Here is a 14,038-nt window from a genome sequence, read left to right as displayed (position 1 = left end):
CCCCTTTATTGCGTCAGTCTTTTATTGCGTCACCAGCGGGCAACCGCTCTTTGCGGGGTCCATGAAGGCTTCCTTGCCGGGGATGGTGGCGAGAACCTTGTAGTAATCCCAGGGCTGCTTGCTTTCGTCAGGCTTCTTCACTTCCATGAGGTACATGTCGTGGATCATCCGACCATTGGCAGCCACATGGCCATCCTTGGCGAAGACGTCGTTGACAGGCATTTCCTTCATGGCCTTGGCGACGGCGTCTGCATCGTCGGTGCCGGCCTTCTCGATCGCCTTCAGATAATGCAAGACAGCGGAATAGGTGCCGGTGTGAACCATGTTCGGCATGGCGCCGGTTCGTTCCTTGAAGCGCTCACCAAACTTGCGCGATTCATCGTCGCGGTCCCAATAAAAACCTTCCGTCAGTGTCAACCCTTGAGCTGCCTCAAGGCCGAGGCCATGGACTTCGGCTAGCGTGAAGAGAAGCGCTGCAAGGCGCTGGCCACCTGCAACGATACCGAATTCCGCAGCCTGCTTGATGGCGTTGGAGGTGTCGAGACCGGCATTGGCAAGACCGATAACCTTCGCGCCCGAAGACTGCGCCTGCAGCAGGAAGGACGAATAGTCGGTGGTGGCGAGCGGATGGCGTACGGAGCCCAGCACCTTGCCGCCATTGGCCTTGACGAAATTGGACGTATTTTCTTCCAGCGAATAACCGAAGGCATAGTCGGCGGTCAGGAAGAACCAGCTGTCGCCGCCCTGTTTGACGAGTGCGCCACCGGTGCCGACAGCCAGCGAATAGGTGTCATAGGCCCAATGAAAACCATAAGGGCTGCACTGCTTGCCGGTCAGCTCGGTGGTGGCAGCACCGGTGTTGACGGTGATCTTCTTCTTGTCCTTCGAAAGTGCCTGCACGGCAAGGCCGACAGACGACGAGGTCAGCTCCATGATCGAATCGACCTGTTCGGTGTCGTACCATTGGCGGGCAATGTTGGAGGCAACATCCGCCTTGTTCTGATGGTCGGCGGTCACCACTTCCACCGGCGCACCGAGCACCTTGCCGCCAAAATCCTCGACCGCCATCTTCGCGGCTTCATAGGAGTATTTGCCGCCGAAGTTAGCGTAAACGCCAGACTGGTCGTTCAGGATGCCGATCTTGACCTTGCCGTCCGAAATCTCGGCGGCATAAGCGGCAGTGCCGGCGGCAAGTGCCATGGCCGTGGATAAAACGATACTCTTGCGCATGACTTCTCCTCCCAGAGATGATTGCGAGCCTCAGATTGTCTGTGCAGCGGTGAACCGAAACCCTGCACATGAATGGCCGCACCGCCCTCCTCAAAGCGGTGCATCCTGAGCGTAGACTTCTCGAATTCGGCCGTTGACACAAGAGCGTGTCATCATCAAATTGCGAACAGGAACTGTTCATTTTTGAACAGAACTCTTGATGGGAGACAATTATGGCGACCCCTTTCACCTGGGACGACCTTCAATATTTCCTGGCCGTGGCCCGCACCGGACAGCTCTCATCCGCCGCCAGAAGCCTGCGCACCAGCCACGCCACCGTCTCCCGCCATATCGACCGGCTGGAATTTTCGCTTAAAACCAAGCTCTTCGAGCGGAACCCGCGCGGTTATGAGCTGACGACGGTGGGGCGGCGACTGGTCGATACCGTCGAGCGGATAGAGGCAGAGGCTGAACGGCTGCAATCGGATATTTCCGAAAGCGGCAGCCTCCTGCGCGGCGTTGTGCGCCTGAGCGCTCCCGAAGGTTTTTCCAATTTTTTCTTCGTCGAGAGGCTGAAGGACTTCGCCGCCACCCATCCCCACATCATGGTGGAAATGGTGACGATCCAGCAGATCATGGCGCTTTCCCGAAAGGAGGCGGATGTGGCTGTCACGCTCGATCCGCCGAAGGCCGGTCCCTATATCAATGAACAGATCATCGATTACACTCTGCATATTTACGCCTCACGGTCCTATCTCGCCGGACAGCCGAAAATCACGAAGCGGGAAGACCTGCTCGACCACTTCTTCATCGGCTACGTGCAGGATCTGATCTTTTCACCCGGCCTCGACTACATGCGCGATGTGCTTCCGGGCCTGCGGCCAAATTTCCAGTCCTCGAGCATTTTTGCGCAACTGACCGCCACGCTTGGTGGCCGAGGGCTTTGCATCCTGCCGAATTTCATCGCCGCGCGCTTTCCGGATTTGCAGATGGTGCTTCCGGGTGAGGTCGAGCTGCGGCGAGGTTACTGGCTCACCAGCCATCAGGACTTTGCCAATGTGCCGCGGGTGCGCTCCTTGATGGATTTCATCCTCACCACCGCGCGCGCCCACGAAAAGCTCTTTATTCTCAAGCGCGGCATCATGGTCTGAAGTCGCGATCGTTCACATTTCGGCGACACCCTGTCTTCGTCTCGCAGGTTGGAGGATCTGCGCCGTTGCTTATATGAGGGACAACAACGATGTCGCTGCACTAGCGGACATCCTCCAAATCTGGAAGGTCATTATGAAAAAGATCGGATTCCTATCCTTCGGCCACTGGACGCCCTCCCCCCAGTCGCAGACCCGCTCGGCGGCCGATACGCTGCTGCAGTCGATAGACCTCGCCGTGGCCGCAGAAGAACTGGGGGCTGACGGCGCCTATTTCCGTGTGCACCATTTCGCCCGTCAGCTGGCCTCGCCCTTCCCGCTTCTGGCCGCCGTCGGCGCCCGCACGAAAAAGATAGAGATCGGCACCGGCGTCATCGATATGCGTTACGAAAACCCGTTCTACATGGTGGAGGACGCCGGTTCGGCCGACCTCATCGCCGGTGGACGCCTGCAGCTCGGCATCAGCCGCGGCTCGCCGGAGCAGGTCATCGATGGCTGGCGTTATTTCGGTTATCGCCCGGCCGAGGGCCAGAGCGAAGAAGATATGGCGCGTCAGCACACCGAGGTCTTCCTCGAGCTTTTGAAGGGCGAAGGCTTTGCCGAGCCGAACCCGCGGCCGATGTTCCCCAACCCGCCGGGTCTTCTGCGGCTGGAGCCGCATTCCGAAGGCTTGCGCGAGCGCATCTGGTGGGGCTCGAGCTCCAATGCAACGGCAGTGTGGGCGGCAAAGCTGGGCATGAACCTGCAAAGCTCCACGCTGAAGACCGACGAAACCGGTGAGCCTTTCCACGTCCAGCAGGCGCAGCAGATCCGCACCTTCCGGGAAGCCTGGAAGGAGGCCGGACATGCGCGTGAGCCACGCGTCTCCGTCAGCCGCAGCATCTTCGCCCTCGTCAATGATCGCGACCGGTCATATTTCGGTTACGGTAACGAAGGCGACGACAAGATCGGCTATATCGACGATAAGACGCGTGCGATCTTCGGACGCAGCTATGCCGCCGAACCGGAAAAGCTGATCGAACAGCTGAAGGCCGACGAAGCCATCGCCGAAGCTGACACGCTGCTGCTGACCGTGCCGAACCAGTTGGGCGTCGATTATAACGCCCATGTGATCGAGACCATCCTGAAGCAGGTAGCGCCGGCACTTGGCTGGCGCTAAATCTGGAAAAATCGTATCATCCACACGCCGTCACCCCGGACTTGATCCGGGGTCCAGCGCGATCAAGTCTTTGATCGCGAAAGAGTCGTTTTACGGCGCAGACGCGCCGTGGCTGGATGCCGGATCTAGTCCGGCATGACGGAGGACGTGCTTTCCCTCCGTTAAAATCCGGGCTGTATACCGCTGCTCTATTTCAGCGCCTTGCCATAACGCGCGAAACTCTCCGCCAGCGGCGTGGTGCTCGCACCCGGCTGCTCAGGCCGTTTGTAGACACCATCCCGCACTTGGATCGGTTCTTCGAAATGATCCTTGATCCACGGAATATATTCGAGAATGGTCGACGCCGGATGCCAGTAGCTCAGATGCACATGCACCTGGCTCATCTCGCCGGCATGCGGCACGACAGGCAGGCGATGGGCGAGTGCCAGATCGGCAACCTGGATATATTCGGTGACGCCGCCAAGCCGTGTTACATCCGGCTGGACATAAGCGACGGCGCCGGCATCGATGAAGGAACGGAACGCATCCACCGTATAAAGCTGCTCGCCGAGCGCAATCGGGATAGTGGTATTGCGCGCCAGTCGGGCATGGCTTGTCACATCGTCATACCACAGCGGCTCCTCGAACCAGTAGATGTCCAGATCCCTCGCTGCCGCACAGAAGCGCTGGCATGTGGGCAAATCCCATTTGCCGTTGCCATCGATGGCGATGCCGATGGATGAGCCGACGCGTTTGCGGACAGCAGCAAGCCGGGCGATATCGATATTCGGGTCGTCATGCCCGACCTTGATCTTCAGCCGGGTGAAACCGTCTTCCTCCACCGCCCTTGAGCTGCCTGCGAGCAAATCGTCCAACGAGAAGGAAAGCCAGCCGATATCGGTATTATAAGCTTCCACTGCCGCCGTGCGTGCGCCGCCGAGATAGTGCCACAGCGGCACGCCTGCCTTTTTCGCTTTCAGGTCCCAGAGAGCCACATCGATCGCAGCTAACGCCAGATGGGTGATGCCAGCCCTGCCGACCCATTGGAGCGAGGGATAACGGGCGAGCTTCATCCAAAGCCGTGAATACTCCGACGCATCCTCGCCGACGAGCAAGGGCGCATAACAATCGCTGATGCAGGATGTGATCAGCCTGTCCGATGCCAGATGCGCATGGGTGCCGGTGAAACCATAGCCCTCGAGGCCGTCACTGGTGGTGATCTTTGCGCCGACAACACCCCAATGGGTGATGCTGTGGGTGGAATCGGAAATGGAGTCCGATGTCAGCGGCAGGTGCAGGATGAAGGGTTCGACGGCGGTAATTTTCATGATCGGTCATTCCTCGATGCTTGAACGCTTCTGGGGAGGAGAGGCGGAAGTCCCTTTCTGAGACACGCTTTGCCGACTGGGCGGGTGAAATCGCGTCATCTCCCGCGTCCAATGGTTGCAGGAGTCAAACCGTCAGGGGATTGCCGGACCGCCCTCCTCCGGCAGCCGGCTTCCGATGGCAGATAGAGCTAACGGAAAAACGGATTTTGTAAAATAAAAAATTTTTTATTTTTAATATTCGATCATTGCCTGCTTCACAAAGCTGGGCGATGATGTGGGCATGAACACACTCGTCAAAGTCACGCTCGCCGAACAGGCGCACCGGGAACTGCGCGCACGCATCGTCAGCGGCAAATTGCGCGGCGGCGAACGTCTGCTGCCAAATGAACTTGCCGCCGATCTCGGCATCAGCCCGACGCCGGTCAAGGAAGCCTGCCTGAAACTCGAGGCGGATGGGCTGGTGGTCAGTTCGTCCCGGCGCGGAATGGTGGTGCGCGACTTCACGGTCGAGGATGTGGAGGAACTATACGCGGCCAGGATGCTGCTTGAAAAAGGTGCGGTGGAAGTGGCCTTCGATGCCGGGCAGCTGGACGGAACGCTGCACGTGGCACTGCTGGAAAGCCTCGACAAACATCGCGCCTTCGCCAAAGGCTCGACGCTGGATGAATTGTCGAAAGCGCTTTTTTACGACCGCAGTTTCCACGCGACCCTGGTCGCAGCGGCGCGCATTCCGGTCATTTCCGGTTCGCATGAGCGCATTCTAGACCAGACCCACACGGTCTTCGTCTCGATCCTCGGTGATTACGCCCGCTCGGTCGAGGAGCACCAGAATATTGCCGATGCCATTGCCGCCGGCAGCAAGGCCCAGATCATCGATGCGCTGTGGCGGCACCTGGAGCGCAGCCGCCAGAACACGCTGCGTCAGGTCCGATTGCTCAAAGAGGCCGGCGCCTGATCATTTAAAAGACAAGTGGAGGACTGCATGTACGAAAACCCCGGGGTCGCAATTCCATCAGCGCGAGCCGAAACCATCTCATTCGCCAGGGGGATTTTGTGCTGATGATGGACCGGCTTTCCGCTAGAACCCTGCCCCGCCTGCCGCACACGGTCACGACCCCTGCCTATGAGCGCATGAAAATCACGCCCGGCATCGTGCATCTCGGCGTCGGCGCCTTTCACCGGGCGCATCAGGCGGTTTTCATCGACGATTGCCTCAATCGCGGCGAAACAGGATGGGGCATCGTCGCCGCATCGCTGCGCAGCCCGGACACCCGCGACGCCATCGAACCGCAGGATAATCTCTACACCTTCTGCCTTCGCGATGGCCAAAGCGAGCGCCTGCGCATCGTCGGCTCGATTCTTGAAACCGTCGTCGCCCCGGAAAACCCGGAGCGACTGGTGGAGCGGATGGCCGACCCGCGCGTTCTCATCGTGACTCTGACTGTGACGGAGAAGGGTTACCTGACCAATCTCGCCTCCCGCAGCCTGCTGCGTGACCATCCCGATATCGTCCACGATCTCGAAAATCCGGAGCGGCCGCGCTCGATCTTCGGCTTCATCCTTGCAGCGACCCGGCGCAGACGTGCCGAAGGTTCCCTGCCGCTGACACTGCTGTCCTGCGACAACCTGCCCGCCAACGGCCACGCGCTGCGAAAGCTGCTGCTGGAATTCGCGAGCCTTGCGGATCAGGAACTGGCCTCCTTCATCGAAGCCAATATTGCCTGCCCCTGCTCGATGGTGGACCGTATCGTTCCCGCCACCACGGATGCGGACCGGGATGCGATTTCGGCCGCACTCGGCCTCAGCGATGCATGGCCGGTCGTTGCGGAACCTTATTTCCGTTTCGTCATCGAAGACCGTTTTCCTCATGGCAGACCGGCGCTTGAGAAATCGGGCGTGGAATTCGTCGATGATGTCGAACCTTACGAGCATATGAAGCTGAGGATGCTGAACGGCTCCCACAGCGCCATCGCCGCCATCGGCCAGATTGCCGGCCTTGCGACGGTGGCCGATGCCTGGGCTGAAAAGACCGTGCGCGACTTCATCGACGTCTATTGGCGTGAGGTCGGACGGACGCTGGATCCTGCCGTCGATGGTTCTGAATTCGCAGCCGGCCTGCGGCAGCGTTTCGCCAATCCCTCATTGCAGCACAAGACCATGCAGATCGCCTCCGATGCGTCGCAGAAAGTGCCGCTGCGGATACTTTCACCACTACGAGAATTGCTGGCGGAAAAGGCTGAGTGCGGAGCGGTCATTTTTGCCGTCGCGCTGTGGATCAGGTCCTGCGCAGAGGAGGATGAAAAGGGGCAGCCGATCACCATTCTCGACCCCGCCTTCAGGGAGTGGGATGCGCCGGATCAACTGGCGATGGCTCCGGATGCGGTGGTCGACCGCTTCCTCGGTTTCGAACGCACCTTTGGCAGCGACCTGCCCGCCAACGAAACCTTTGTCCTGGCCCTGAAAGCCGCCTATCGCAACATTCGCGAGCAGGGCGCCCTGGCGGCAATTGGGCGATTCCTGAAGTCCTGAAAAAAGAACAGGCCGGAAATCCGGCCTGCTCCCAACCTTTCGTCAACCGTCAGGCTGTCGCCGCCTGTCTCGCCGCCTTGCGGCGCTCCACGCGGGCGCGAATGGCATCGACATCCGTGATTGGGGTCGCGGCGAAGAGCTGACGGGTATAGGGGTGCTTCGGATCGGCGAAAAGTTCCTCGCGCGTGCCCTGCTCCACCGCTTCGCCCTTGGAGATGACCATCACGTCATCAGCAATGTAACGTACAACGGAAAGATCGTGGCTGACGAAGACATAGGTCAGTTCGAATTCCTCCTGCAGATCGCGCAGCAGGTTCAAGACCTGTGCCTGCACCGAAAGATCGAGTGCCGAGACCGGCTCGTCCAGCACCAGCAGCGCCGGGTTCAGCATCAGTGCACGCGCAATGGCGATACGCTGGCGCTGCCCCCCGGAGAACATGTGCGGATAACGGTTGAAATGCTCAGGACCAAGGCCAACCTTGACGAGCATGGCTTCAGCCCGCTCGCGGCGCTCGGAAGCAGGAATTTTCGTGTTGATGATGAGTGGTTCCATCAGCACGTCACCCACCTTCTGGCGCGGATTGAGGCTGCCATAGGGGTTCTGGAACACCATCTGCACCTTGGAGCGCATTTCCGTGCCGGGACGGCGCCTGGCGATATCGACCGGCTGGCCATCGATCTTCAATTCACCGCCGGAAGCCGGATCGATGAGGGCAATGATGCGAGCCAGCGTCGACTTGCCCGAGCCGGATTCACCGACAATAGCGAGCGTCTTGCCGCGCTCGACGGCGAAATCGATGCCCTTCAGGGCCTGCACCATCCTCGCACCGCCGAACAGGCCGCCGGGAACGTGATAGTCGCGGGTAATGCCCTTGCCTTCAACCACGATACTCATCGAACGCCCTCCTTGCCGAAGAAATCGGAGACGGTGGGCAGACGGTCGCCGGTGGCATTTTCCGGCAGGGCCGAAAGCAATGCCTTGGTGTAGGGATGCTGCGGGGCTTCGAAGAGGCTCAGCACATCCGCCTCCTCCATCTTGCGGCCCTTATATTGCACGACGACACGATCGGCGGTCTCGGCAACCACGCCCATATCGTGGGTGATGAGGATCAGCGCCATGCCATATTCTTCCTGCAGCTTCATCAGCAGGTCGAGAATCTGCTTCTGTATCGTCACGTCGAGCGCAGTCGTCGGCTCGTCGGCGATCAGGAGACGCGGCTTGGAGGCAATCGCAATGGCGATCATCACGCGCTGGCACTGCCCGCCCGACATCTGGTGCGGATAGGCCTTGAGCTTGGATTCCGGATCGGGAATACCGACAGCACGGAATAGCTCCAGCGCGCGGGCGCGTGCGGCAGCGCCGCTCATGCCGAGATTGAGGCGAAGCACTTCCTCGATCTGGAAACCGACCGTGAAGGACGGATTGAGCGAGGCGACCGGCTCCTGGAAGATCATGGTGATCTCACGGCCGATCAGCTTGCGGCGCTCCTGCGGCGACATGGCCAGCAGATTGATGCCGTCAAAGACCATCTCATCGGCGGTAATCGTCGCCGTATCGGGCAGCAGGCCCATGACGGCGAGCATCGATACCGATTTGCCCGAACCGGATTCACCGACGATGGCCAGCACTTCGTGTTTGTCCACGGACACATCAATGCCGTCGACGGCGGTGAAGGCACCGGTGGCGGTGGCGAATTTCACCGTCAGGTTCTTGATTTTCAGCAGGCTCATATCTCAGCTCCGCTTCAGTTTGGGATCGAGCGCATCACGCAGCCCGTCACCCATCAGGTTGATGGCAAGCACCGAGGTCAGGATCGTCAGGCCGGGAAGGGTAACAACCCACCAGGCGCGCAGAATGAACTCACGCGCTTCCGCCAGCATCGTGCCCCATTCGGAGGCAGGCGGCTGAGCGCCCATGCCGAGGAAGCCGAGTGCGGCCGCATCGAGAACCGCAGACGAGAACGAAAGCGTTGCCTGTACGATCAGTGGCGCAAGGCAGTTCGGCAGGATGGTCTTGAACATCAGCCGGAGATTGCCGGCACCGGCCACGCGCGCGGCCGTGACATATTCACGCCGAAGCTCGCTCATCACCGCCGCACGCGTCAGACGCGCAAAATGCGGCTGATAGACGATGGCAATGGCGATCATCGCGTTGGTGAGCCCCGGCCCAAGGATCGCGACCAGCACCAGCGCCAGAAGCAGCGATGGGAACGCCAGGATGACGTCCATCACACGCATGATGACGGTATCGACCCAGCCGCCGAAGAAGCCTGCGATGAGACCGATGACAATGCCGCCAACGAGCGCGATGGAAACGACAACGATGCCAATGAACAGCGAATATTGCGCGCCGTATATCAGACGGGACAACATGTCACGCCCGACGGCGTCGGTGCCGAAGAAGAAGCCGGCACGGCCGCCTTCCTGCCAGACCGGCGGCACCAGCAGCGCATCGCGATATTGCTGGGTTGGATCATGCGGTGCGATGAGCGGCGCAAAAACCGCGACCAGCACGAGGAGAATAAACACGGCAAGGCCGATGACGGCACCACGGTTCTGACGGAAATAGAACCAGAAATCGGCGATCATCCGGCGGCGGATGGCGGCGTCAGAAAGCCTGACGACCGGAGCTGTGGTCACATCGCTCATTTGTGACGGATCCTTGGATTGATGAGGCCGTAGGTCAGGTCGACGAGCAGGTTGACGATCATCACCAGACCCGCAATCAACAGCAGGCCGCTCTGCACGACCGGATAGTCGCGGCGCGAGATGGAATCGATCATCCACTTGCCGATACCCGGCCAGGAAAAGATGGTTTCGGTCAGGATGGCGCCAGCCATCAGCACGCCGATCTGCAGACCGATGGTGGTGATGACGGGGATCATGGCGTTGCGCAGCGCATGGATGCCGACGACACGGGAAGGCGACATGCCCTTGGCGCGGGCCGTGCGCACATAATCCTCGCCGAGAACCTCCAGCATGGCCGAGCGCGTCTGGCGCGCAATGACGGCAAGCGGAATGGTGGCAAGCACCACCGAGGGCAGGATGAGATGCGAAAAGGCCGAGGCGAAGGCGCCCTTCTGTCCCGAAATCAGGCTGTCGATCAGCATGAAACCGGTAACGGAGGGGAAGAAATACATCAGCGAGATGCGGCCCGAAACCGGCGTCCATTGCAGGATGCCGGAGAACATGATGATGAGCAGCAGACCCCACCAGAAGATCGGCATGGAGAAGCCGACGAGCGCCGTCGTCATGGAAATCTGGTCGAACCAGGAGCCGCGGCGAATAGCGGCGATCACGCCGACCGGAACGCCGATGAGCGTTGCGATGATGATGGCGACGAGACCAAGCTCGACCGTCGCGGGAAAGAGCGACAGGAACTCGGTGAGAACCGGCTTCTTGGTGACCAGCGAATTGCCGAGATCGCCCTGAAGCAGCCGTCCCAGGAAATGAAGATATTGCTGCCACACGGGCTGGGCAAAGCCGAGCTGTTCGGCAAGCTGCGCATGCCGTTCGGGCGAAATGCCACGCTCGCCCGCCATCAGCAGCACGGGATCGCCCGGCAGGACGCGCACGAAGGCGAAGGCAACGATGGTGATCCCGAGGAAGGTCGGAACGAGATAGAGAAGTTTGCCGAGAATGAACCGGATCATGGCTTTTTCCTGAAAAGACGCGCGGAAGAACAGGGTTCTTCCGCGCGTCCGGTTGTTCGGGGATTACTCCGCGATGTCGACGTTTTCGAAGGTGAAGTCGCCAAGCGGGCTCATGGTGAAGCCGGAAACCTTGGCAGACATGGGAACGAACTGCGTGGAGTGCGCAAGCGTCGCCCACGGAGCCTGTTCCTTGAAGATCACCTGTGCCTGCTCATAAAGCTTGGTGCGCTCGGCAACGTCGGTGGTCTGCTTTGCCTTGGCCAAGAGGTCCGAGAACTCCTTGTTGCACCACTGTGCACGGTTCGCACCGCCTTCACCGGTTGCGGCGCAGGACAGGAGAACGCTAAGGAAGTTGTCCGGGTCGCCGTTGTCGCCGGTCCAGCCGAGGATGACGGCACCGTCGCGCTTCGTTTCGGTGGACTTCTTGAGATATTCACCCCACTCGAAGGAGACGATCTCGGCCTTGACGCCGACCTTAGCAAAATCCGACTGGATCAGCTCGGCGGTACGACGGGCGTTCGGCATGTAAGGACGCTGCACCGGCATCGTCCAGATCTTCATCGACAGATCCTTGACGCCAGCGGCTTCGAGAGCCTTCTTGGCAGCTTCCGGATCGTAAGCATCGTCCTTGATGCTGTCGTTGTAGGACCACATTGTCGGCGGGATCGGGTTCTTGGCAACCTGGCCTGCACCCTGGAACACAGCGTCGATGATCGCCTGCTTGTTCATCGCCATGTTCAGCGCCTTGCGGACTTCCGGCTTGTCGAAAGGTGCAACGGTCGTGTTGTAGGCGAAGTAAGCGACGTTCAGGCCCGGCTGTTCATCGAGCTTGAGGTTCTTGTCGGCGCGGATGGTCGCGAGATCAGCCGGAGCGGGGTATGGCATCAGGTGGCATTCGCCAGCCTTCAGCTTCTGCAGGCGAACCGCGGCGTCAGGCGTGATCGCGAAGATCAGGTCGTCGATCTTCGGGGCTTCACCCCAGTAGTCGGCGTTCTTCTGGAAGCGGATGACCGCATCCTTCTGATAGGCGACGAACTTGAACGGACCGGTGCCGATCGGCAGGTTGTTGAAGTCTTCCTTGGTGCCGGCCTTCTCAAGCGTATCGGCATATTCCTTCGACACGATGGATGCGAAAGGCATGGCGATGTTGGCGAGGAACGGCGCTTCCGGGCGGGTCAGCACGAACTTGACCGTGTAATCGTCAACCTTGACGATTTCCTTGATCAGGGACGGCATTTCCATGGAGTTGTAATATTCGTAGGTGATGCCTGCGATATACTGGTTCCACGGGTTCTTCGCGTCGCCCTGGCGGTTGTAGCTGAAGATCACGTCGTCAGCGTTGAATTCGCGGCTCGGCGTGAACTTGTCGTTGGAGTGCCACTTGACGCCCTTGCGCAGGTGGAAAGTATACTCGAGACCATCCTTGGAAACGTCCCACTTTTCCGCAAGGCCTGGCTCTACTTCTGTCGTGCCCTTTTTGAATTCCGTCAGACGGTTGTAGACCGGATGCGCGGAAGCGTCGAAGGTGCCGCCGGCGGTGTAAGGCGACGGATCAAAGCCTTCCGGCGATGCCTCGGAGCAGTAAACGAAGGTCTTCGCCATGGCTGGCATGGCGGAAGTCATCGCAAGTGCAGAAGCGATAAGCAAACTGCGGGTCAGCATTTTCATCTGATGGTCCTTTCCCTCTTTTTCTGAGTTCCTGCGGCCCCCTCCAGGGGCCTACCTCTTCTGGTCAGCGGCGGCACGGGGATGCCCGTCTCGCCGTTCGGTCTTTGCCTCCCGACCAATTACCCGGCGACCGGCTGAAACAACCGGTCGAGGTTCGTTTCCGGTGGGCAGAACCAACGCGGCCCTGCCTCCGTCATGTAAGCGATATCTTCGAGACGAACGCCGCATTCCCCATAAACGCACAGCATCGGCTCGATGGAAAAACACATGCCGGGCTCAAGCGCCGTGGCATTTCCTGCAACGATATAGGGTTCTTCGTGAATATCCAGCCCAAGCCCGTGACCCGTGCGGTGCGGCAGACCGGGAAGCTGATAATCCGGACCAAATCCGGCCGCCTTCAGACTGTCCCGGGCGGCCTTGTCCACCTCGAAACAGGCGGCGCCAACGCGGGCGGCAGCGAAGGCCGCGGCCTGTGCGTCACGTTCGGCATTCCAGATAAAACGCTGCCGTTCCGTTGGCTTGCCAAAGACATAGGTACGGGTGATATCGGAACGATAGCCATGAAGAATACCACCGAGGTCGACCAGTACCATGTCGCCCTGGTTCAGCGTCTGCGCATGGGGCACGCCATGCGGATAGGCCGTCGCCTCGCCGAACTGCACCGCCACAAAAAGCGGCTTCATGCCAAGGGCAATATGGGCGGCATTAACGAAATCCGCGACTTCCGTGGTGGAGATGCCGGGACGCAGGCCTTCGAACACCGCCTTCTGCACATTATAGCTCGCGTCCATCGCTGTCTGAATGAGGGCGATCTCCGCTGCAGACTTGACCTGCCGCTGGGCGACAATCAACGGCTGAGCGGAAATGATGCGGCCTTCCAGACGCTGCATGAGCGCGGATGCGAAAACAAAGGGCGTGGCGGGATCGATGGCGACGAAGTGACCTGCACAGGCCAGCGCACCGATGCGCCTTGCCATCACGTCGAACGGGCTTTCATCCTCTTCCCAGGTGGCGACTGCGCCGGGGATACGGATCAGGGTCTGGAGTTTCGGTTCCTCGAAGGTTGGGCTTATATAGATCGGCTCGCCCTCGGCCGGCACCAGAGCACCGTGAATACGCTCGGAAAGGCCAAGCGACAGACCGGTATAATAAGTCAGCGACGACGAAGCGTCGAGCCAGACCGCCTTGATGTTTTGCTGGGTCATTCGCGCCTGCAGGCCACGCAACCGCAACCTGAGCTCGTCTTCAGCGATCGATGAAACCGCGACCGGCTGAAACTGCTTCAGCGCCTCTTGAAAGTCTGCCATTCTCTCCCCGCCGCCTTCGGGCGCACGGACACTGGCGTGCCGGCACCTCCCAAGCGTT

General features: G+C 60.0%; 12 protein-coding genes. 4 read left to right on the top strand and 8 right to left on the bottom strand.

The genetic code is table 11. The annotated features are described in order from the left end of the window. Positions 1-21: 21 nt before the first annotated feature. Entirely contained in the window at positions 22-1,230 is a 1,209-nt protein-coding gene (locus BTN45_RS20515) for an ABC transporter substrate-binding protein (protein WP_006698064.1), read from the bottom strand. Between the two features lie 212 nt (positions 1,231-1,442). Here BTN45_RS20515 and BTN45_RS20510 point away from each other — a divergent pair, with 212 nt between their 5' ends. Then, positions 1,443-2,360 (top strand): LysR family transcriptional regulator, encoded by a 918-nt coding sequence (locus BTN45_RS20510; protein WP_004437871.1) that lies wholly within the window; start codon positions 1,443-1,445, stop codon positions 2,358-2,360. A 133-nt stretch (positions 2,361-2,493) separates the two neighbouring features. After that, positions 2,494-3,516, top strand: a complete 1,023-nt coding sequence (locus tag BTN45_RS20505) for an LLM class flavin-dependent oxidoreductase (protein ID WP_112635511.1) — start codon at positions 2,494-2,496, stop codon at positions 3,514-3,516. A gap of 188 nt (positions 3,517-3,704) precedes the next feature. On the opposite strand, the gene BTN45_RS20500 is transcribed toward BTN45_RS20505, so the two are convergent. Then, the gene (locus tag BTN45_RS20500) at positions 3,705-4,823 is read right to left on the bottom strand and encodes a mandelate racemase/muconate lactonizing enzyme family protein (RefSeq protein WP_207590783.1); all 1,119 of its coding nucleotides are present in this window, start codon (positions 4,821-4,823) and stop codon (positions 3,705-3,707) included. Positions 4,824-5,103: 280 nt separating this feature from the next. Between BTN45_RS20500 and BTN45_RS20495 the strand changes: the two genes are divergently transcribed. Together BTN45_RS20495 and BTN45_RS20490 are read left to right on the top strand one after the other, a co-directional pair. Next, positions 5,104-5,778: a GntR family transcriptional regulator gene (locus BTN45_RS20495; RefSeq protein WP_112635455.1), complete on the top strand. Its 675-nt coding sequence runs from the start codon at positions 5,104-5,106 to the stop codon at positions 5,776-5,778. A gap of 104 nt (positions 5,779-5,882) precedes the next feature. Further along, positions 5,883-7,352 carry a mannitol dehydrogenase family protein gene (locus BTN45_RS20490; RefSeq protein WP_113344213.1) on the top strand — a complete coding sequence of 490 codons (1,470 nt, stop codon included), beginning with the start codon at positions 5,883-5,885 and terminating at the stop codon, positions 7,350-7,352. Positions 7,353-7,401: 49 nt separating this feature from the next. Here BTN45_RS20490 and BTN45_RS20485 read toward each other — a convergent pair whose 3' ends face one another. The 6 genes from BTN45_RS20485 to BTN45_RS20460 form a co-directional block, all read right to left on the bottom strand. Continuing rightward, positions 7,402-8,247: an ATP-binding cassette domain-containing protein gene (locus BTN45_RS20485; protein ID WP_004437861.1), complete on the bottom strand. Its 846-nt coding sequence runs from the start codon at positions 8,245-8,247 to the stop codon at positions 7,402-7,404. After that, positions 8,244-9,083 carry an ABC transporter ATP-binding protein gene (locus tag BTN45_RS20480; RefSeq protein WP_022563464.1) on the bottom strand — a complete coding sequence of 280 codons (840 nt, stop codon included), beginning with the start codon at positions 9,081-9,083 and terminating at the stop codon, positions 8,244-8,246. The genes BTN45_RS20485 and BTN45_RS20480 overlap by 4 nt, the downstream gene beginning before the upstream one ends. 3 nt (positions 9,084-9,086) lie before the next feature. After that, a complete protein-coding gene (locus tag BTN45_RS20475) occupies positions 9,087-10,001 on the bottom strand; it encodes an ABC transporter permease subunit (protein ID WP_207590782.1) in 915 nt (304 codons plus the stop codon). Beyond that, entirely contained in the window at positions 9,998-11,005 is a 1,008-nt protein-coding gene (locus BTN45_RS20470) for an ABC transporter permease subunit (RefSeq protein WP_004437854.1), read from the bottom strand. The genes BTN45_RS20475 and BTN45_RS20470 overlap by 4 nt, the downstream gene beginning before the upstream one ends. Positions 11,006-11,068: 63 nt before the next feature. After that, positions 11,069-12,673 (bottom strand): ABC transporter substrate-binding protein, encoded by a 1,605-nt coding sequence (locus tag BTN45_RS20465; RefSeq protein ID WP_207590781.1) that lies wholly within the window; start codon positions 12,671-12,673, stop codon positions 11,069-11,071. A gap of 119 nt (positions 12,674-12,792) precedes the next feature. Next, entirely contained in the window at positions 12,793-13,980 is a 1,188-nt protein-coding gene (locus BTN45_RS20460; protein ID WP_207590780.1) for a Xaa-Pro peptidase family protein, read from the bottom strand. Positions 13,981-14,038 lie beyond the last annotated feature (58 nt).

Source organism: Rhizobium sp. ZX09, assembly GCF_017357485.1.
GTDB classification, from domain to species: domain Bacteria; phylum Pseudomonadota; class Alphaproteobacteria; order Rhizobiales; family Rhizobiaceae; genus Agrobacterium; species Agrobacterium pusense.
This window is presented reverse-complemented; position numbering and strand designations above follow the sequence as displayed.

Bases quoted from the DNA above. Each gene is read 5' to 3' on its own strand.
- BTN45_RS20515 (WP_006698064.1), bottom strand. From the start codon at position 1,230: ATGCGCAAGAGTATCGTTTTATCCACGGCCATGGCACTTGCCGCCGGC.
- BTN45_RS20510 (WP_004437871.1), top strand. From the start codon at position 1,443: ATGGCGACCCCTTTCACCTGGGACGACCTTCAATATTTCCTGGCCGTG.
- BTN45_RS20505 (WP_112635511.1), top strand. From the start codon at position 2,494: ATGAAAAAGATCGGATTCCTATCCTTCGGCCACTGGACGCCCTCCCCC.
- BTN45_RS20500 (WP_207590783.1), bottom strand. From the start codon at position 4,823: ATGAAAATTACCGCCGTCGAACCCTTCATCCTGCACCTGCCGCTGACA.
- BTN45_RS20495 (WP_112635455.1), top strand. From the start codon at position 5,104: ATGAACACACTCGTCAAAGTCACGCTCGCCGAACAGGCGCACCGGGAA.
- BTN45_RS20490 (WP_113344213.1), top strand. From the start codon at position 5,883: ATGATGGACCGGCTTTCCGCTAGAACCCTGCCCCGCCTGCCGCACACG.
- BTN45_RS20485 (WP_004437861.1), bottom strand. From the start codon at position 8,247: ATGAGTATCGTGGTTGAAGGCAAGGGCATTACCCGCGACTATCACGTT.
- BTN45_RS20480 (WP_022563464.1), bottom strand. From the start codon at position 9,083: ATGAGCCTGCTGAAAATCAAGAACCTGACGGTGAAATTCGCCACCGCC.
- BTN45_RS20475 (WP_207590782.1), bottom strand. From the start codon at position 10,001: ATGAGCGATGTGACCACAGCTCCGGTCGTCAGGCTTTCTGACGCCGCC.
- BTN45_RS20470 (WP_004437854.1), bottom strand. From the start codon at position 11,005: ATGATCCGGTTCATTCTCGGCAAACTTCTCTATCTCGTTCCGACCTTC.
- BTN45_RS20465 (WP_207590781.1), bottom strand. From the start codon at position 12,673: ATGAAAATGCTGACCCGCAGTTTGCTTATCGCTTCTGCACTTGCGATG.
- BTN45_RS20460 (WP_207590780.1), bottom strand. From the start codon at position 13,980: ATGGCAGACTTTCAAGAGGCGCTGAAGCAGTTTCAGCCGGTCGCGGTT.